This is a genomic window from Samsonia erythrinae (assembly GCF_004342665.1).
Taxonomy (GTDB): domain Bacteria; phylum Pseudomonadota; class Gammaproteobacteria; order Enterobacterales; family Enterobacteriaceae; genus Samsonia; species Samsonia erythrinae.
In genome coordinates, this window is sequence record NZ_SMBY01000012.1 from 73,940 (window position 1) to 91,590 (window position 17,651).

General features: G+C 53.8%; 19 protein-coding genes. 8 read left to right on the forward strand and 11 right to left on the reverse strand.

Annotated features, from left to right (window positions below; all coding sequences use genetic code 11):
* Positions 1-34 precede the first annotated feature (34 nt).
* Positions 35-1,147, reverse strand: a complete 1,113-nt coding sequence (locus tag EDC54_RS15395) for a branched-chain amino acid ABC transporter substrate-binding protein (RefSeq protein WP_132458280.1) — start codon at positions 1,145-1,147, stop codon at positions 35-37.
* A 403-nt stretch (positions 1,148-1,550) separates the two neighbouring features.
* On the opposite strand from EDC54_RS15395, the gene panM reads away from it, so the two are divergent.
* Positions 1,551-1,997, forward strand: a complete 447-nt coding sequence (gene panM / locus EDC54_RS15400) for an aspartate 1-decarboxylase autocleavage activator PanM (protein WP_132458283.1) — start codon at positions 1,551-1,553, stop codon at positions 1,995-1,997.
* Positions 1,998-2,061: 64 nt separating this feature from the next.
* On the opposite strand, the gene rpoH is transcribed toward panM, so the two are convergent.
* From rpoH to ftsY, 4 genes are all read right to left on the reverse strand, one after another.
* Positions 2,062-2,919 carry an RNA polymerase sigma factor RpoH gene (rpoH, locus tag EDC54_RS15405; protein ID WP_132458286.1) on the reverse strand — a complete coding sequence of 286 codons (858 nt, stop codon included), beginning with the start codon at positions 2,917-2,919 and terminating at the stop codon, positions 2,062-2,064.
* A gap of 366 nt (positions 2,920-3,285) precedes the next feature.
* A complete protein-coding gene (gene ftsX, locus EDC54_RS15410) occupies positions 3,286-4,254 on the reverse strand; it encodes a permease-like cell division protein FtsX (RefSeq protein WP_132458289.1) in 969 nt (322 codons plus the stop codon).
* Positions 4,244-4,915, reverse strand: a complete 672-nt coding sequence (ftsE, locus tag EDC54_RS15415) for a cell division ATP-binding protein FtsE (protein WP_132458292.1) — start codon at positions 4,913-4,915, stop codon at positions 4,244-4,246. Before ftsE ends, ftsX begins: the two co-directional genes overlap by 11 nt.
* 5 nt (positions 4,916-4,920) lie before the next feature.
* A complete protein-coding gene (ftsY, locus tag EDC54_RS15420; RefSeq protein ID WP_132458295.1) occupies positions 4,921-6,300 on the reverse strand; it encodes a signal recognition particle-docking protein FtsY in 1,380 nt (459 codons plus the stop codon).
* 329 nt (positions 6,301-6,629) lie between these two features.
* Between ftsY and rsmD the strand changes: the two genes are divergently transcribed.
* Complete coding sequence (gene rsmD / locus EDC54_RS15425; RefSeq protein WP_132458298.1) at positions 6,630-7,205, forward strand: 16S rRNA (guanine(966)-N(2))-methyltransferase; 576 nt, start codon at positions 6,630-6,632, stop codon at positions 7,203-7,205.
* Positions 7,206-7,231: 26 nt separating this feature from the next.
* Positions 7,232-7,501 (forward strand): DUF1145 family protein, encoded by a 270-nt coding sequence (locus EDC54_RS15430; protein ID WP_132458301.1) that lies wholly within the window; start codon positions 7,232-7,234, stop codon positions 7,499-7,501.
* 3 nt (positions 7,502-7,504) lie between these two features.
* Here the strand turns inward: EDC54_RS15430 and EDC54_RS15435 are convergent, their stop codons facing one another.
* Positions 7,505-7,864, reverse strand: coding sequence for a DUF2500 domain-containing protein (locus EDC54_RS15435; RefSeq protein WP_132458304.1), 360 nt, complete (start codon positions 7,862-7,864; stop codon positions 7,505-7,507).
* A 4-nt stretch (positions 7,865-7,868) separates the two neighbouring features.
* The gene (locus tag EDC54_RS15440; RefSeq protein WP_132458307.1) at positions 7,869-8,189 is read right to left on the reverse strand and encodes a DUF1820 family protein; all 321 of its coding nucleotides are present in this window, start codon (positions 8,187-8,189) and stop codon (positions 7,869-7,871) included.
* A 171-nt stretch (positions 8,190-8,360) separates the two neighbouring features.
* Between EDC54_RS15440 and EDC54_RS15445 the strand changes: the two genes are divergently transcribed.
* On the forward strand, positions 8,361-8,990 hold the full coding sequence (locus EDC54_RS15445; RefSeq protein WP_132458310.1) for a lysoplasmalogenase: 630 nt from the start codon (positions 8,361-8,363) through the stop codon (positions 8,988-8,990).
* Between the two features lie 50 nt (positions 8,991-9,040).
* Here EDC54_RS15445 and tusA read toward each other — a convergent pair whose 3' ends face one another.
* Complete coding sequence (tusA, locus tag EDC54_RS15450; RefSeq protein WP_132458313.1) at positions 9,041-9,286, reverse strand: sulfurtransferase TusA; 246 nt, start codon at positions 9,284-9,286, stop codon at positions 9,041-9,043.
* A gap of 220 nt (positions 9,287-9,506) precedes the next feature.
* On the opposite strand from tusA, the gene EDC54_RS15455 reads away from it, so the two are divergent.
* Complete coding sequence (locus EDC54_RS15455) at positions 9,507-10,184, forward strand: 7-cyano-7-deazaguanine/7-aminomethyl-7-deazaguanine transporter (protein ID WP_132458316.1); 678 nt, start codon at positions 9,507-9,509, stop codon at positions 10,182-10,184.
* A gap of 168 nt (positions 10,185-10,352) precedes the next feature.
* Positions 10,353-10,919 carry a DcrB family lipoprotein gene (locus EDC54_RS15460; protein ID WP_132458319.1) on the forward strand — a complete coding sequence of 189 codons (567 nt, stop codon included), beginning with the start codon at positions 10,353-10,355 and terminating at the stop codon, positions 10,917-10,919.
* 41 nt (positions 10,920-10,960) lie between these two features.
* Here the strand turns inward: EDC54_RS15460 and EDC54_RS15465 are convergent, their stop codons facing one another.
* Entirely contained in the window at positions 10,961-12,157 is a 1,197-nt protein-coding gene (locus EDC54_RS15465; RefSeq protein WP_132458321.1) for an MFS transporter, read from the reverse strand.
* 129 nt (positions 12,158-12,286) lie between these two features.
* On the opposite strand from EDC54_RS15465, the gene yhjD reads away from it, so the two are divergent.
* Together yhjD and kdgK are read left to right on the forward strand one after the other, a co-directional pair.
* On the forward strand, positions 12,287-13,303 hold the full coding sequence (gene yhjD, locus EDC54_RS15470; RefSeq protein ID WP_132458324.1) for an inner membrane protein YhjD: 1,017 nt from the start codon (positions 12,287-12,289) through the stop codon (positions 13,301-13,303).
* Between the two features lie 167 nt (positions 13,304-13,470).
* Positions 13,471-14,403, forward strand: coding sequence for a 2-dehydro-3-deoxygluconokinase (kdgK, locus tag EDC54_RS15475; protein ID WP_132458326.1), 933 nt, complete (start codon positions 13,471-13,473; stop codon positions 14,401-14,403).
* Positions 14,404-14,452: 49 nt separating this feature from the next.
* On the opposite strand, the gene EDC54_RS15480 is transcribed toward kdgK, so the two are convergent.
* Positions 14,453-15,961, reverse strand: a complete 1,509-nt coding sequence (locus EDC54_RS15480) for a M16 family metallopeptidase (protein WP_132458328.1) — start codon at positions 15,959-15,961, stop codon at positions 14,453-14,455.
* Positions 15,962-16,301: 340 nt separating this feature from the next.
* The gene (locus tag EDC54_RS15485; RefSeq protein ID WP_132458331.1) at positions 16,302-17,594 is read right to left on the reverse strand and encodes a dicarboxylate/amino acid:cation symporter; all 1,293 of its coding nucleotides are present in this window, start codon (positions 17,592-17,594) and stop codon (positions 16,302-16,304) included.
* Between the last annotated feature and the right edge of the window lie 57 nt (positions 17,595-17,651).

Below are 17,651 nucleotides of genomic sequence, written 5' to 3' on the forward strand. Positions count from 1 at the left end.
GCTTCCGTCCGTTACCGCCTTTCCCGCATGGAGATCACTTCACCACGCTGGACGTACCGTCTTTGTGCCACTCGAATACGCCAAATTCAAACCCTTTCAGGTCGCCTTTTGCATCCCAGCTTAATGGTCCCATAACGGTATCCACGGAGTTCGCTTTCAGGTCCGCAACCAGTTTTTCCGGCTCATCGCTGCCGGTACGCGTCATCGCCGTGGTCAGCGATTGCAGCGCGGCATAGGTCGTCCAGACAAACGGGCCAGTCGGATCCAGTTTCTTAGCTTTCAGCGCATCCACGATAGGTTGGTTAGCCGGCACCTGATCGTAGCGCTTCGGCAGCGTTACCAGCATACCTTCAGAGGCGTCACCGGCGATGTTGGACAGCGAGGAGTTACCCACGCCTTCCGGCCCCATGAACTTGGTCGTCATACCTGCCTGACGCGCCTGACGCAGAATCTGCGCCATTTCCGGGTAGTAGCCGCCAAAATAGACGAAATCGACGTTCTCTTTCTTCAGGCGTGCCACCAGCGTAGAGAAATCTTTATCACCCGCCGTCACACCTTCAAACAGCACCACGTTCGCACCGGCTTTTTTCAGGTTATCCTGAACAGAACGGGCCAAACCTTCACCATATTGCTGTTTGTCATGCACCACGGCAATGCGCTGCGGCTTGAGGGTCTCGACAATGTATTTTGCTGAGGTTGGCCCCTGATCGGAATCCAGTCCCGTCGTGCGCAGCACCATCTTGTAGCCGCGCGTGGTCAGGTCGGCGTTGGTTGCCGCAGGCGTAATCATGATCACGCCTTCTTCTTCATAGATATCAGACGCAGGCTGCGTAGAGGAGGAACACAGATGACCAATCACATAACGGATGCCGTCATTGATGACCTTATTCGCAACGGCAACCGCCTGTTTGGGATCGCACGCGTCATCATATTCAACGCCAACCAGTTTGTTCCCGTTGACGCCGCCTTTGGCGTTGATATCGGCAATCGCCTGACGTGCGCCAATGAACTCCATATCACCATACTGTGCAACCGGACCAGACATCGCGCCCACAACCGCAACTTTAATATCGGCCGCATTAACGGCGTGGCTAAACGCGGCAGCCACGCAACCGATCAGCAATACTTTACCTTTACTGAATTTCATTCTTTTTACCCCATCTGTCATTATGGATATTGCCGAAAACCTGACCGCCCTCCGCCATAACCTGACGATTTCCTTATAAGTAAGAAAGGCTTAGGTTATTATTAGCAATAATTTCTAATAAGGCTTTATTTTTCATACTATTAAACAGGAATTTTATGCTACAAATCAACTGACATTCTCAGAAACGAGCAGATCTTTCAGCATAAAACACTAGGCCAAAAAACCATGTTTTAATTTATATATAGTGAGTTATTCCAGTTTATGCATTAATTGTTGATGTATTGTTTGAAATGCAAAGCATAAGAAAACATTTGTGCCATTAACCATAAAACTTAAAACAGACAATTTTTCTACGACAAGACCGCTACATTATTCTTCACTCACACGATGGAGTGCCGATAGAATGAAACTAACCGTTGAATGTCTTACCCAATTCAGCCCCCAGGACAAAATCGACCTGGAGAAAATCTGGCCGCATCAAAATATTGAGTTATTGGAAGCAGGGCTGAAGCCAACCCGCCGACTTTTTGCCGCGCGTTTTAACGATCGGTTGCTCGGGGGAATGCTGGTCGAAATTGCCGGGGAGTATGCGGAACTGAGCGATCTGATGGTAAGGGAAACCACTCGGCGACGAGGCGTGGGTCAGCTTCTGATTGATGAAGCCCGGCGTCAGTTGCCGGAGGTGAAAGAGTGGTGGCTGGCAACGGCTAACCATGCCGCCATCAAAGAAGAGGTGTTAGCGCGATTCATGGTCTCCTGCGGCTTTTCACCGGTATCCGGTGGTTGGCGCTATATTCGCAGACAGGAACCGCTGATTCTTGACGAAATCCATTCAGATAAGCTGGACTGACATCAGACAAACACAAAACGACCGGGCATTGCCCGGTCGCTACAGACGAATACGACATAAGAAATCAGGCCTCTATTGCGGCACGCAATTTTTTCATCGCATTCTTTTCTAACTGACGCACACGCTCTGCGGAAACGCCGTACCGATCGGCCAGCTCCTGCAAGGTGGATTTGTTGTCATCATCCAGCCAGCGCGCGCGAATAATGTGCTGGCTGCGTTCATCCAGCCCTTCCAGCGCATAAGTAAGCTTATCCGCCGCGTGCGCCTCCCAGTTATCCTCTTCGATGCCATCGGCAAAATCAGACGATTTATCCTGGAGGTAAAGCATCGGCGACATCGCCTTGCCGTCGTGCGCGTCGTCTTCCGGCGTCGGATCGAACGTCATGTCCTGCGCCGCCATGCGGGATTCCATCTCGCGCACGTCTTTGCTGGTTACCCCAAGCTCGCGGGCAACCAGTTCCACTTCGTCCTGATTAAACCAGCCAAGGCGGGTTTTCGTCTTACGCAGGTTAAAGAACAGTTTACGCTGGGCTTTAGTGGTCGCCACTTTCACGATACGCCAGTTACGCAGCACGTATTCATGAATTTCCGCCTTGATCCAATGCACGGCGAAAGAAACCAGACGCACACCGACGTCAGGATTAAAGCGGCGTACCGCTTTCATCAGGCCGATATTCCCTTCCTGAATCAGGTCCGCCTGCGGCAGACCGTAGCCCGAATAATTGCGGGCAACGTGAATAACAAAGCGCAGGTGTGACAAAATGAGCTGCTTAGCGGCATCCAGATCGCCCTGATAATGCAGCCGTTCAGCCAGCGCCCGCTCTTCCTCCGCCGTCAGCATCGGATAGGCATTGGCGGCACGTATATACCCTTCCAGACTGCCCTGGGGAACTAAGGTGAAAGTTTGCATATCTTTGGTCATTCAACCCTCTCATTACGCTATGCTTCATCTTGCAGGCGGCCATACTAGCACGGCTTCGCCACATCGTTTCGCACGAACATGACAAAATATGGCACCCGAATACCTATCTTTTCAGACTGTGACTTCGCTCGCAAGTTCCGATTATTTTATTCCCCCCATCCCAGAGATCAAGAGGGAGAAAGCCGCACCGTTACCGCCTGATGAGGTTTCAGAATCATCGCGCTCATCTTTGTCCCCCTTCGGGCGACATCGCGGCGACAGCATGAAGGAAAAAGACGGCAAAACAGTAGGATGACGAGAAACCACTGAGGAATTATCCCCTGCGAAACCACCTATATCACAGGAGATAATTATACCATAAAACGCTTACTGTGGTGTAAAGCGGCGTAAATGTTGCACCGTTGCCAGCCAGGCGGCTAGCCAACCAATCATACCGGCGATCAGCAACAACAGCAGAGATTCATCCCAACTGAGCCCTTTCACGGCAAAGGTCGTACCGAAAACCTGCGCCACCTGCGCTACCACCGCATCCAACTTCCAGACCAGCGCCTGCGACAGAATCAGCGATAGCACCGCGCCACCCACGCCCATGACCATACCGCCATTCAGGAACGGACGCAGAATGAAACCGTCCGTCGCGCCAATCAGTTTCATCACGTTGATGGTTTCGCGACGGCTGAAAATACTCAGACGCACGCTGTTGCCGATCACCAGAAAGACGGCTATCACCATCAGGATGCCAATCGTCGCGGAAATCTGCCCAACCAGACTGGTCAACGCCACCAGCCGGGCAAACCAACTATCGTCCATCCGCACTTCATCCACGCCCTGCGTCGCCGCCACGCGATCGCGCAACGTCGTCAGCGTATTGGTATCCTGAAAGCTCATTTTCGGCGTGATAATCGCTACCGCCGGCAGCGGGTTCTCTTCCAGCATATCGAGCGCACCGCCAAAGCCTGACCAGTTGCGGAACTCGCCCATCGCTTCATTGCGCGACAAATAATTCACCTTATCGACGCCCTCTTCCGCCTGAAGCTGTGTGATCACAGCCTGCGCCGCATTGTCATCCAGCGATTTATCCAGATACACCGTCAGTTGCGGCGACGGATACCACTGAGACGCGGCCTGACTGACGTTTTTCCACACCAGATAACAGATGCTGGGCAGCGCCAGAGAAATGGCGATCACCATCACGGTCAGCAACGTCGCCAGCGGCTGACGCAGCATGTCGGCCAGCGTATTCCTCCAGGCATAGCGCCACTGTTCCTGCCAGCCGCCGCGCAGCGCTTTCGCTTTCATTCCAGGCTTTTTTGCATTACGGACATTATTCGCCATCGTGGTTTCCCCCCACCATCCGGCCATCCGACAGCGTCAGCACACGATAATGACGGCGAGCGATCAGCCCGGTATCATGCGTTGCCATCAGAACGGTCACTCCGACGCGATTAAACTCTTCAAACAGGCGCAAAATGCCCTCCGACAGCGCATCGTCCAGATTGCCTGTCGGCTCATCGGCCAGCAGCACCGCAGGCTTGTTAACCACTGCACGGGCAATGCCAACGCGCTGCTGTTCACCGCCAGACAGCTGGATCGGGTAGTTTTTCGCTTTATCCAACAGGCCCACTTTGTCCAGCGCCGCAGAAACGCGGCGGCGAATATCTTCGCTGCTGGCGCCAGCGATAATGAGCGGCATCGCCACATTGTCGTAGACCGTGCGCTCCATCAACAGATGGTGATCCTGAAAAATCATTCCAATCTGACGCCGCAGGAACGGGACCTCCCGCTTTTTCAGGCGGCTGATATTGTGACCGCCAAACAAAATCTGACCTGCGCTGGGACGTTCAATGCCACAAATCAGTTTCAGCAGGGTACTTTTCCCCGCGCCGGAATGGCCGGTGAGAAACGCCATTTCCGCCGGACGCAGATGAAAATTCACCCCTTGTAATGCCTGACGCCCACCGAGGTAAGCTTTACTGACCTGTTCAAAACGAATCATCCGTTTTAATCCTCTCGGGCAAAAAGTGCCTCAATAAAATCATCGGCCTTGAAGGGCCGCAAGTCTTCGATACCTTCCCCTACCCCAATATAGCGGATAGGAATACCGAACTGATCGGCAATCGCGAAAATCACGCCCCCCTTCGCGGTACCGTCCAGCTTGGTCAGGGTAATTCCCGTCAGCCCGACCGCTTCATTAAACAGTTTGGCCTGACTCACCGCATTCTGTCCGGTGCTGGCATCCAGCGTTAACATCACCTCATGCGGCGCATCTTCGTCGAGCTTCTTCATCACGCGCACAATCTTTTTCAGTTCTTCCATCAGGTGCGCTTTGTTTTGCAAACGCCCGGCGGTATCGGCAATCAGCACATCAGCCCCGCGCGCTTTCGCAGCCTGAATCGCATCGAAAATCACCGATGCCGAATCCGCGCCCGTATGCTGCGCGACCACCGCCACGTTGTTGCGCTGCCCCCAGACCTGAAGCTGTTCGACCGCCGCGGCACGGAAGGTATCTCCCGCCGCCAGCATCACGGACTTGCCCTGCGCCTGAAACTGACGCGCCAGCTTCCCGATGGTGGTGGTTTTCCCCACCCCGTTAACGCCAACCATCAGAATGACATACGGCGTTTTGCCTTCGATATTCAGCGGGGCGTCCACCTTAGCAAGGATCTCCGCCATTTCATCTTTCAGCTTAACAAAAAGCGTATCAGCATCTTTCAACTGACGGCGGCTGGCATGCTCTGTCAGGCTGGTGATGATTTTACGGGTCGTCTCAACGCCGACATCCGCAACCAGCAATTGTTCTTCCAGCTCATCAAACAGATCGTCGTCGATTTTCTTACCGCGAAACAATCCGATAAATCCTGAACCGAGATTCTGACGTGTTTTTACCAGACTGCGTTTCAGGCGAGCAAAGAACCCTTCTTTCGTCGGGCGCTCTTGTTCCTGCGCCACGACAGGCACAGCATCTGGCTGTGCTTCTTGTTCTTCCTGCTGCGTAACCTCCGGCTCGGCATCGGCCACGTTTTCAGCCTGCGCGACCGGATCGACAACCTCACGATCGCGCACATCATGATCCCTCGGATCGCGATCGTCCGTCTCGGAAAGAGCAGATTCAGTAACGTGGGCTTGCGGAGCAACGACGGTCGGTTCTTCCAGAACGACCGACGTATCTTCAATAACCGGGGTTTCTTCAACGACAGGTTCGTCCGGCAGCGGTTTTTCCGCGAGTTCATCGGTCTGGTGAGTCGATGCAGCGGCCTCCTGCTCCACCGCTGACGGCTGTTCTTCAACAGCCGGCTTCTCTTGCCGTTGATCTTTTTGTTCTTCTTCCTGTTTCCCTAATCCCAGCCAGGAAAAAAAACCGCGCTTCTTTTCTTTTGACATGTGCAATCGCGCTCCACGCTGCTCACCGCAGCGAATCAATCAATGAAAATCATATCTAAACAACAAGTTTAACACTTTCCCGCCGACAGCAACACGCGGCCAACGGGGGGAATGGCAGACAATTCTGTGCCCGGCTGGCAATCTCCGTAACGAAATATGTCAAACGCAATACGCCGTCGGCGGGCGCAGAAGGTACGGAATTTTGGGTTAAGCGCCTTCATCGTCATCTTAACATTCCCTCTACACGTAACCACCGCTAGAATAGCGCCAGAAATTTCCTGTCCGCATCCAAGCAGCAAGAGTGCGGCACACTAACATCCCTGTGAGCTATGGCTAAAAAAAATGCATCCCCTGCCGCCGGACAAATCCGCATCATCGGTGGTCAGTGGCGCGGTAGAAAACTTCCGGTTCCTGATAGCCCCGGTTTGCGCCCCACGACCGACCGTGTGCGGGAAACGCTGTTTAACTGGCTGGCTCCCGTCATTCAACACGCCCGCTGTCTGGACTGTTTCGCCGGCAGCGGCGCGCTCGGGCTGGAGGCGCTATCCCGTTATGCTACCCACGCCACATTACTGGAGAAGGAACGTGCAGTCGCCCGGCAATTAACGCAAAATCTGGCTCTGCTTCGGGCAGAGAACGCCGATGTGGTTAATACTGATGCGCTGAGCTGGTTGGCGCAACCGGGGACGCCTTATGACGTGGTGTTTCTCGATCCGCCGTTTCGCAAAGCATTGCTGAACAACGCACTGACCTTGCTGGAACAGCAGGGCTGGCTGGCGCCGGAATCCTGGATTTACGTGGAGACAGAAGTGGAAAACGGGCCGCTGGCGATCCCGGAAAACTGGCAGTTGCACCGTGAAAAAATCGCGGGTCAGGTTGCTTATCGTTTATACATCCGTCAGTAATCTTCTCAGCGAGGTAAAGGTAAGAAATGGTGTTGATTAACCTTGGCAGATTATTGATGCTGGGCGTGTGGGGTTTTCTGTTGCTGAACCTGATTCAGCCGTTTCCCAGACCGCTAAATATCTTCATGACCGTGGCGATGGTGTTTATGATCCTGATGCACGGTTTTCAACTGCTGCTGTTAAAATCCAGCCAGCCGAAAGACAGCCCCGCGATGAACCGCGCGCTTCAGGCTCGCATTTTCCTTTTTGGCGTATTTGAACTGCTGGCATGGCAGAAAAAGCAGCCTAAGCCATAATCGCTACCGCTGCTGGGGCACAAAGCGAATAAAACGCGTGCCCTTTAGCTGCAACGATCCCTGCATCCCGGTATCCAGTTGGTGATAATCGGCGCGTTCAAGACGCAAGGTTATCGTCGCCCCGCCGACAACCGCGCGGAACGTCACCTCATACAGCATGTCTTCCACCGCCATTATCTGATGCTCGCGGGCGCGCTGACGACGACGGGGAAACTCGCGTTTGTGTTTCACTTCTGCGGCCACAATCCGCAGCGGAGCGGCGTCATTCAGCGCTTCCCGCTGGCGTTGGCGTCGGTACTGCCGCACCGCCAACACCAGAATCACGCCAACGGTCAACACCAACAGCCAGGGAAAATCACTCATCAATTCAGGACTTCTTGCCGGGAAGGTAAGGGAATGGCGCAACGTTATCCCCTAAATCAGAGATCCGAGCGCTGCCTTTTTCCGTCACCGCATCAATACGGATAACCGACTGAAGTGGGATGAAACTGCGGCTAACGCCGGAGAATTCCGTTTTCAGTTTCTCGGTTGACGGGTCAACCAGCACGGTGGACTGGCTGTCGAACACGAAGTCGGCGATTTCAATAAAGCCGAACAGATTGCTCTGTACCAATTCACGCACATAAAGCTGATAATTTTTACCGTTATTCATGAATTGAATACGATAAAGTGCGGATTCATTACTCATTCAACAACATGCTCCCTTAAGAGGCGCCACGGCGTAAAAACGGCGATAACATACCATGAAGCTCATCGATGGTGCATCCATCCCACGCGATGTTGTTTAACTTGCTCACAATCCCCTACACTGAATCAATAACGGTCGATGTTTACGCACAAAACACAACAAGGACACGCTATGCTTTGGTCATTCATTGCGGTGCTTTTTTCCGGTTGGCTGTACGTGGACGCCAGCTATCGCGGCCCAACCTGGCAACGTTGGTTATTTAAACCGGTTACCATGCTACTGCTGCTGGCGCTGGCCTGGCAGACGCCGCTGTTGGGCGTGACGGGCTATCTGATTGTGCTGGGGCTGCTGGCAACGCTGATCGCAGATACCCTGCTGTTGCTGCCGACGCAGCGCCTTCTCTTTGCGTTCGGCGCCTACTTTCTTTCCCACCTGCTTTACAGCATCAGCTTTTTTACCGGACAGATCACGTTCACATTCTTCTGGCCGCTGGCATTGACGCTCGCAATTGTCGCGGCAATCCTCATCGCCATTATCTGGGAACGTCTGGAAGCACAGCGTTGGCCCGTCTGCGCATTCATCATCATGACGACCTTGATGGTGTGGATTGCCGGCGAACGCTATTTCGCACTGGGGACAAACGCGAACTTCTCCTTACTGGCGGGTACCGTGCTGCTCTTTATCGCCCACGCCGCCTGGCTGATCCACCATTATCGCTTCCCGTTCCGAGCGCATCAGGCAATCGTCGCAGCCGGTTATTTTGGCGGTCATTTCCTGATCGTCCGCTCCCTCTATTTTTAAGGTTTAGAGCACGGGTGAAAACGGGCTAAGGGCTGAAACGCGCTGAAAAATCAGCGCCCCTTACGCACCAGATAACGGTAGGGAAGCTGTTCAGTATCCTGCGCCAGAAGTTCATGCTCCATATACACGCAAAAACCGGGAATATCGCGGGTGGTGGCCGGATCGTCGGCAATAATCAGCAGCGTTTGCCCGATTTCCATCTGGCGTACCGTCTTACGCACCATCATCACCGGCTCAGGGCAGCGCAACCCCTGCGCATCAAGCGTTTTGTCCGGATTAGTAAAGGGATTGGTCATTAACATTCTCAGGGCTGGAATCAAAAAACCGCCTTAGTTTACGCTGCGGATTTGCCGACGCAAGCGACGACAACGTTTGCGCATAAAACAACCACGCTTTCGCGGCAAAACACATTGCATTAACGAAACAATTGCGTATTATGCCGCCGCGTTGCAGTGTAAAACTGCACCAACATCATTGCTTGGGTTCCCTCACCCCAATAACCAAAAAGGTCATATTATGTATCGTTTTACTCCCCAGCAGCGGCTTACGGCGCTGATCTGGCTATCGTTGTTCCATATCCTGATCATTACGTCGAGTAATTATCTGGTGCAGCTCCCGGTATTGATTTTCGGCTTTCATACCACCTGGGGCGCCTTTACCTTTCCGTTTATTTTTCTGGCAACGGATCTGACCGTGCGGGTTTTCGGTGCGCCACTGGCACGCCGCATTATTCTGGCCGTCATGCTGCCCGCGCTGGTGATTTCCTACGTGGTTTCCTCTCTGTTTTATCAGGGGGCGTGGCAATCTTTCGCGGCGTTAAGTCAGGTGAATATCGTCGTGGCACGCATCGCCTGCGCCAGCTTCATGGCTTATATTCTCGGCCAGATTCTGGATGTCCACGTCTTCAACCGGCTGCGTCAGATGCGTGCGTGGTGGGTCGCGCCCGCTGTTTCAACGGTATTTGGCAATTTCAGCGACACGCTGGCGTTCTTTTTCATCGCCTTTTACCGCAGCACCGACCCCTTTATGGCGGCGAACTGGATTGAAATCGCAACGGTGGATTACACCTTCAAGTTGCTGATCAGCCTGATCTTCTTCCTGCCAATGTACGGCGTCATGCTGAACATCGTACTCAAACGTCTGAGTGCGCAGAACAGCGCGGTCGACTACCGCGCCCTCAACAGCCATCATTAATGCCTTCGGGCGGCGATGCGCGCCGCCCTTTTCCTTTCAGACACTCATCGGTATGTAAAAATAACGGGGGTGCCGACAACGGTTTGCAACAACAAAATGCTTGTTTTTGCTATCCGAATAGGGTGCCATACTGTGATTACCTGTTTAAAAACGAGAGAAAGGGATCCCATGTCGAATCTAGTCAAATACCTCGGTGTCGGCTTGCTTGTCGGCCTGCTGGCCGCTTGTGACGGCAAGACGGATGACGCCGCAAAAGCGGGAGCACAAGATAAACCCGCCGCTGAAGCCACCACAGGTCAGAATATCGAATTAATGGATGGCAAGGTTGCGTTTACCCTGCCGGCCGATATGCGTGACCAAAGCGGTAAAGTGGGTACGCAGGCGAATAACATGCACGTTTACGCCAATGACAATGGGCAGAAAGCGGTCATCGTGATTGTTGGCGACAACACCACGGAAGAGTTGGGCGTGCTGGCGCAGCGTCTGGAAGATCAGCAACGCACGCGTGACGCCAACCTCCAGGTCGTCACCAACAAAACCATCGATGTTGACGGCAAGAAGCTGCAACAGCTCGACAGCATTATTACCAGCAGTGGACAACAGGCCTATTCCTCCGTGGTATTAGGAAAAGTAGGAAACCAACTGCTGACGTTGCAGATTACGCTGCCTGCCGGCAATCAGCAGCAGGCGCAGAGCGAAGCGGAAGGCATCATCCATACCCTGAAGCTGAAATAATCGGTGTTCTCGTCTGTCGGTAGCCACGTCGGTGGCTACCGTCATCCGACTGTCGCGCGCCGGCTCAGACGCAACGTCAGCGCCAGACCGCCGAGTCCCAACAACGCCGCCGCCAGATAAATAGAGGCGATACCGGTATACCCCATCAGCACCCCCGCCAGCGGCCCGACGATGCCCAGCGACAGGTCGAGAAATATCGTATAAGTCGCCAGCGCGCTGCCCTGATTCTGCGGTGATACAGCCTGAACGGCGACAACGCCTAATGCCGGAAACACCAGAGAGAAGCCCGCCCCCGCGAGGAACGCGCCGATTTCCGCCATCAGCGGCTGCGTCGCGCCCCACACCAGCAGCAACCCCATAATTTCCACCACAAAACACGCCATCGCCACGCGTAATCCGCCAAATCGCTGAATACTGTTAGGAAACACCAGACGCGTGCCAACGAAAGCGCAGCTGAAAATGGTCAGCGTCAGCGCCGCGCCTTCCCAGTGTCGATCGGCATAAAACAACGTGATGAAAGTGGCGATTACGCCAAACCCCGCAGAGGCGATCGCCAGAATAATGCCGTAAACCCAGACCTTCCCCAGCACTTCGCGAAAGGGGATCTTTTTTCCCGGCGCCACCTGCACCGCCGGGCGCGGCAGTGCGCAAACGATCGCCACGGCCGCAATCAGGATAATACTGACGGAAAGCAACGTTAACCCGCCGATGTGGTTGAGCCAGACGCCGAGCGGTGCGCCGATCGCCATCGCGCCGTAGGTCGCAATGCCATTCCAGGAAATGACCCGCCCGATATGTCGGGAGCCCACCACGCCGACGCCCCATAGCGTGGCGCCCGTACCGGCAAAACTCTGCCCGACCCCCAGTACCACGCGCCCGAGACACAGTAGCAGCAGCGCGAGCGCGGATGAAGCGTCGCTACAGGCCGCCAACAGGTAAAACACCCCGCTCAGCATGACGCCGACCAACCCCCAAACGACGATGTTCTTCGGCCCTTTTTCATCTGCGCTACGACCGGCATGGGGGCGACTCAATAGCGTGGAAAAATATTGCAGGCTGATAACCAGCCCGGCCCAGAACGCGCTGTAGCCAAGGTGATCGTGTACATACCCCGGCAGCACCGCCAACGGCAGACCAATATTCAGATAGCTGGCGAAATTGAACGCCACAATGGAAACGATACGTAAATTCAGGCGCAGGCCGCTCAGCGCCGGTTCAGTTGGGGAAGGTGTCAACATGGAAAAATCACTCGCTTAACGTCCGTGCATGACGTACGTTCAGAAAAACATCGAAAAGTCACATTCTTATATTGTTGGTTATAATCAAACGTATGTTAATCAGTTAATCCCGAACGCAGGAGAAACGCAATGCCTGTACCGGCAGATCCGGATCGTCAGTCTACATCAACAGCCCCCGCGGGGGACAACTCGCCACCGCAATCCCTTTCGTTTCTGGGCAAAGTCAAACGTCTGGCCGACCGTATCCAGGCGATCCCCAGCGTGGCGCACCTGATTCGTGCGGGTGAGCGTTTCAACGATCGCATGGGCAACCAATTTGGCGCGGCGATTACCTATTTTTCCTTTCTGTCGCTGATTCCGATCCTCATGGTGTCTTTCGCCGCCGTCGGCTTCGTGCTGGCCTCCAACCCCGATCTACTGACGGGGCTCATTAACCGTATCGTCAACAGTATCAGCGATCCCAATCTGGCTAATACGCTGAAAAATACCGTCAACACCGCCGTACAACAACGCACCACCGTCGGGATTACCGGTTTGCTGATCGCGCTCTATTCCGGCGTCAGCTGGATGGGCAACCTGCGTGAAGCGATTCGCGCCCAATCGCGCGACGTGTGGGAACGAAATCCGAAAGACGAAGAGAAAATTTACTTTCAGTACACGCGGGATTTTCTGTCGCTGACCGGTCTGGTTATCGCGCTGATTATCACGCTTTTCCTGACCTCGGTTGCCGGCACCGCACAAAATGTCATTGTGACCGCGCTGGGGCTGGATGGCATCGAGTGGCTGCGCCCTGCGTTAACGCTGATCGCTCTGTCGATCTCCATATTCGCTAACTACCTGCTATTCCTGTGGATATTTTTTGTCTTACCGCGCCATAAGCCCAAACGTAAAGCGCTCTTGCGCGGCACGTTGATTGCCGCCGTCGGTTTTGAAGTCATCAAATTCGCCATGACCGTCTCCCTGCCTAAACTGGCCAGTTCCCCTTCCGGCGCAGCGTTCGGCTCAGTCATCGGCCTGATGGCATTCTTCTATTTCTTTGCCCGACTGACGCTCTTTTGCGCCGCCTGGATCGCGACCGCCAACTACAAAGGGGATACGTCGACAGACAGGAACGAGCAGGATAAACAGACGTCGCCGCCGCGCTAAAACCAAATGGAAAACGCTGGTTTTCCGATCCACGTCATGAAAAAATAAAACATCGTTTTAATGCTATTGACTCAGTCTCACGTAATGTTGAGACTGACGTTAATTTCCATCTTTTTATGCCCCAAACATTTACGTGGCAAAGTCCCTTTTCAAACAGGCTAAGAGTGATGACAACTACTAACATTGCCGTAATCGGCGAATGCATGATCGAACTGTCGCAGAAAGGCACGGACCTTAACCGTGGTTTTGGTGGCGATACGCTGAACACTGCTGTTTACATTGCCCGTCAGGTAAATACCGATAAGCTGAACGTGCATTACGTGACCGCGCTCGGCACCGACAGCTTTAGCAAAGAGATGGTGACCGCCTGGCAAAACGAAGGGGTGAAAACCGATCTGATCCAGCGTTTGGACGACAAATTACCGGGCTTATACTTTATTGAAACCGACGCTAGCGGCGAACGCACGTTCTACTATTGGCGTAATGACGCCGCAGCCCGCTACTGGCTGGACAGCCCGGAAGCAGAAAAAATCGTTCAGTCGCTGGCACACTTTGATTACCTCTATCTGAGCGGCATCAGCCTTGCGATCCTGAACGCCGAAAGCCGCCAACGCCTCCTCGCCTTACTGCGCGCATGCCGCGCCAACGGCGGAAAAGTGATTTTCGACAACAACTACCGCCCGCGTCTGTGGCAAAGCAGAGAAGAGACGCAACAAGCCTATACCGATATGCTGTCCTGCACGGATATTGCCTTCCTGACGCTGGATGATGAAGACATGCTGTGGGGAGAGAAACCGCTGGAAACGGTGCTGGAACGCACGCACGCACTGGGCGTGAATGAGGTGGTCATCAAGCGCGGAGCGGATTCCTGCATCGTGTCAGAACGCGGGCAAGCACCGGTTGATGTCCCCGCGATCAAGTTGCCGAAAGAGAAAGTGGTTGATACCACCGCAGCAGGGGATTCATTCAGTGCAGGCTACTTGTCTGTACGCCTGAATGGCGGCAGTACGCAGGAAGCGGCACAGCGCGGCCATCTGACGGCCAGCACGGTCATTCAATACCGCGGCGCGATTATTCCGCTTGAGGCGATGCCAGCCTGAACCGCCACAGAACAAAAGGCCGCGATCGCGGCCTTTTATCTTGTCTGTTTTATTGCACGACGGGAGCCGCCGTTTCCTGCGCTTTCACGCCTTCAGGCGCGGTCGTTACAACGGCGCTGGCGGCGGGCTCGGTCGCGGGCGCCATTATCTGGTCGTATGCAGCCTGCAACGCCTTCATATTCGCTTCCGGCTCACCCTGTTGCTGAATCAGCATCAGCGTTGCATCCTGTGAAAGCTGCTGGTGGAGTTCCTGATTCAACCTATCAAGGGTTAACGCCGACAGGTAACTCTGGCGCAGCTTCTGGTACTGTTCAGGGGCGATATCCACCACGCCATTTTGCTGAGAACGCAGTCGCCGCTCCATCAGGATATCGGTGCTGGTGCGGGCATAGGTGGCAAACAGCTTGTTCAGTTCCTCCGTCTTACGCGCCACCAGAGCATCAAACTCTTGTTGCGTCAGTCCTTCTTCACGCAGTCTGGCCAGTTCCCGCGCCACAAACGTCATGCCCGGCCCGACGGCGTCGCTATTCGGGACATCAATATGAATCGCACACTGGGAGCGGGTATAAAACACATTACAGTCAAAGCGAAGATTGTTGCCCTTCAGCGGGCTTTTCTCCAATGCCTGCTGCAAATTCCAGAACAGCGCTTCCCGCGTCACATCGCCCAGCCAGTAGCGCACCAGCGCCTGAGATTCGCGAATCGGGTGCCACGGGGTATCCCACACCAGTGAAAGCGTGTCCTGCCGGACATTCTGATTCATCAGGCTGATTGCCTGCGGCGGTAGCGGACTTAATGTTGGAACGGGGGCTGGCGCTTCGCGTTTACCCTGCAATGGGGAAAACGTCTTAACAATCTGTTCGATAACGCTGCGATTATCCACATGACCGACGATATAGAGCGTCATGGCGTCCGGCGTATACCAGGTTTTATAAAATTGCTGTAGCTGCTCGCTGTTCAGCGGCAGTTTGACATCCTGAGCGGGGTCATGCGCCAGCAGAACCGACCCCTTCAGGCGATAGCGCCAGCCTGGGTCCTGCGGGTTAACCGGAAAGGTTGCCACCCGATCGGGAACCTTTAACGCCGCCTGAATACTCTCGTCGTCGATCGTCATCTGCCCTGCGCTTTCTGACAGCCACGCCAGCGCTTCTTTCAGCAGTTCCGGGCGGTTATTCGGCAGGCTCAGGTTATAAGAGGTAAAATCGTAAGAAATAATCGCCGGAGGCGGAACGCGAGAACCGTCATGGTTTTGCGTCCACATGGAAGGCCGCTGTGTGACTGACAATTTATCGCCGGGCGCTAATGCCAAACGGGGGATAAGGTGAGCAAACCCCACTTGCTGCGCGTTTTCCAGCATCGACCCGGTATTCACAACCAGACGCAGCTCAACCCGGTCACCGGGTCGCTGTGGCGTCGTTAATAATTGCCAGGTAAAACCATTATCAAGTCTGCCCTGCTGCCAGGCAGGATCGGGCTGTAGTGTTTCAGCCTGCACGTTGTTGCTGACAACGGCCAGCAACAAACCACCAACGAAAAGCGCTTTTTTGGTGCCCTGCATGTGAACCCCTACTCATACTATCCAACATAATAAATGTGGTTATTGTTGATCATTATGGCGGCCTTGCGTTTGCCACCGCACACTCTCGTGGATATTTCACGGAAAAATAGAAGACGCGAAGTGTACCACTCCCTAAGACCACGCGCTTTTATCTATGTCACTCCAAAAGGCTAAATAATCTGTAAAAAAGGTAAAAATCGTTATATTTAACAATATATTTACCTTTTTTGTCTTTCCGTAAGGGGGACACAACAGCCCGGTTAGAATCATTCGCAGGCAAAAAAAATTCCCCACGGGGCGATAGCACCGTGGGGAAGGATTTCAGAAAACGGCAGTGGAATTATGACAGCGCGGTTGGGGTTGCCGCGTTATCGTTCTTATTATTACCGGAAAGCTCGGCCTCCAGCTTTTTCTCATCCAGCTCGCGGCAGTATTTCGCGACCACGATGGTGGCCACACCGTTACCAATCAGGTTGGTCAACGCACGCGCTTCCGACATGAAACGGTCAATACCCAGAATCAGCGCCAAACCGGCAACAGGGAGGTGGCCGACGGCAGACAGCGTCGCCGCCAGTACGATAAACCCACTCCCCGTCACACCCGCAGCGCCTTTAGAAGACAGCAGCAGAACCACCAGCAGCGTAATCTGATGCCAGATATCCATATGGCTGTTCGTCGCCTGAGCGATAAATACCGCCGCCATCGTTAAATAGATAGATGTGCCATCGAGGTTGAACGAATAACCGGTCGGAATAACCAGACCCACAACGGATTTTTTACAGCCGACTCTCTCCATCTTCTCCAGCATACGCGGCAGCACGGATTCAGAAGAAGACGTCCCCAGAACGATCAGCAGCTCTTCACGGATGTAGCGAATAAATTTGAAGATACTAAAGCCCGTGGCTTTGGCGATACTGCCCAGCACCAGGAACACAAACAGGATACAGGTGAGGTAGAAACAGAGGATCAACTGCCCCAGTTGCACCAGCGTCCCCACGCCATATTTACCGATGGTAAAGGCCATTGCGCCAAACGCCCCCAGCGGAGCCAGCTTCATGATCATGTTAATGACGCCGAAAATGACTTTGGAGAAGCTTTCGATCACATCAAAAATCATTTTACCTTTCGGTCCCAGACGGTGCAGCGCAAAACCAAACATGACGGCAAACAGCAGAACCTGCAAAATATTGCCGCTGGCAAACGCCCCCACCACGCTCGCCGGGATCACGTCCATCAGGAACGGAATCAAGCCTTGCTGCGCAGCCTGCTGGGTATAGACCGCCACCGCCGAGGCATCAAGCGAGCTCGGATCGACATTCATACCCGCACCGGGTTTAATCACGTTGACCACGATCAGGCCAATAATCAACGCAATCGTACTGACGATTTCAAAATACAGTAAAGAGGCCGCACCGGTGCGCCCCACTGATTTCATACTCTCCATTCCTGCAATACCGGTCACTACCGTACAAAAGATAACCGGCGCAATAATCATCTTAATTAATTTAACAAATCCATCGCCCAGCGGTTTCATTTGCTCACCAAGCTGCGGGTAGAAATGACCCAACAGTATCCCTACCGTAATGGCAACAAGAACCTGAAAATAAAGACTTTTAAAAATTGATGTTTTCATACGTACGTCCTATGGTGAGGAAAACACAGGTGGACAATAGGATACGAAAACGCCGCC

Excerpts from the sequence above, each read along its gene's own strand:
- rpoH (WP_132458286.1), bottom strand. The coding sequence starts at position 2,919 with ATGACCAAAGATATGCAAACTTTCACCTTAGTTCCCCAGGGCAGTCTG.
- panM (WP_132458283.1), top strand. The coding sequence starts at position 1,551 with ATGAAACTAACCGTTGAATGTCTTACCCAATTCAGCCCCCAGGACAAA.
- EDC54_RS15460 (WP_132458319.1), top strand. The coding sequence starts at position 10,353 with ATGTCGAATCTAGTCAAATACCTCGGTGTCGGCTTGCTTGTCGGCCTG.
- ftsE (WP_132458292.1), bottom strand. The coding sequence starts at position 4,915 with ATGATTCGTTTTGAACAGGTCAGTAAAGCTTACCTCGGTGGGCGTCAG.
- EDC54_RS15480 (WP_132458328.1), bottom strand. The coding sequence starts at position 15,961 with ATGCAGGGCACCAAAAAAGCGCTTTTCGTTGGTGGTTTGTTGCTGGCC.
- EDC54_RS15455 (WP_132458316.1), top strand. The coding sequence starts at position 9,507 with ATGTATCGTTTTACTCCCCAGCAGCGGCTTACGGCGCTGATCTGGCTA.
- EDC54_RS15395 (WP_132458280.1), bottom strand. The coding sequence starts at position 1,147 with ATGAAATTCAGTAAAGGTAAAGTATTGCTGATCGGTTGCGTGGCTGCC.
- EDC54_RS15465 (WP_132458321.1), bottom strand. The coding sequence starts at position 12,157 with ATGTTGACACCTTCCCCAACTGAACCGGCGCTGAGCGGCCTGCGCCTG.
- EDC54_RS15440 (WP_132458307.1), bottom strand. The coding sequence starts at position 8,189 with ATGAGTAATGAATCCGCACTTTATCGTATTCAATTCATGAATAACGGT.
- EDC54_RS15430 (WP_132458301.1), top strand. The coding sequence starts at position 7,232 with ATGGTGTTGATTAACCTTGGCAGATTATTGATGCTGGGCGTGTGGGGT.
- ftsX (WP_132458289.1), bottom strand. The coding sequence starts at position 4,254 with ATGGCGAATAATGTCCGTAATGCAAAAAAGCCTGGAATGAAAGCGAAA.
- EDC54_RS15445 (WP_132458310.1), top strand. The coding sequence starts at position 8,361 with ATGCTTTGGTCATTCATTGCGGTGCTTTTTTCCGGTTGGCTGTACGTG.
- yhjD (WP_132458324.1), top strand. The coding sequence starts at position 12,287 with ATGCCTGTACCGGCAGATCCGGATCGTCAGTCTACATCAACAGCCCCC.
- kdgK (WP_132458326.1), top strand. The coding sequence starts at position 13,471 with ATGACAACTACTAACATTGCCGTAATCGGCGAATGCATGATCGAACTG.
- tusA (WP_132458313.1), bottom strand. The coding sequence starts at position 9,286 with ATGACCAATCCCTTTACTAATCCGGACAAAACGCTTGATGCGCAGGGG.
- rsmD (WP_132458298.1), top strand. The coding sequence starts at position 6,630 with ATGGCTAAAAAAAATGCATCCCCTGCCGCCGGACAAATCCGCATCATC.
- ftsY (WP_132458295.1), bottom strand. The coding sequence starts at position 6,300 with ATGTCAAAAGAAAAGAAGCGCGGTTTTTTTTCCTGGCTGGGATTAGGG.
- EDC54_RS15485 (WP_132458331.1), bottom strand. The coding sequence starts at position 17,594 with ATGAAAACATCAATTTTTAAAAGTCTTTATTTTCAGGTTCTTGTTGCC.
- EDC54_RS15435 (WP_132458304.1), bottom strand. The coding sequence starts at position 7,864 with ATGAGTGATTTTCCCTGGCTGTTGGTGTTGACCGTTGGCGTGATTCTG.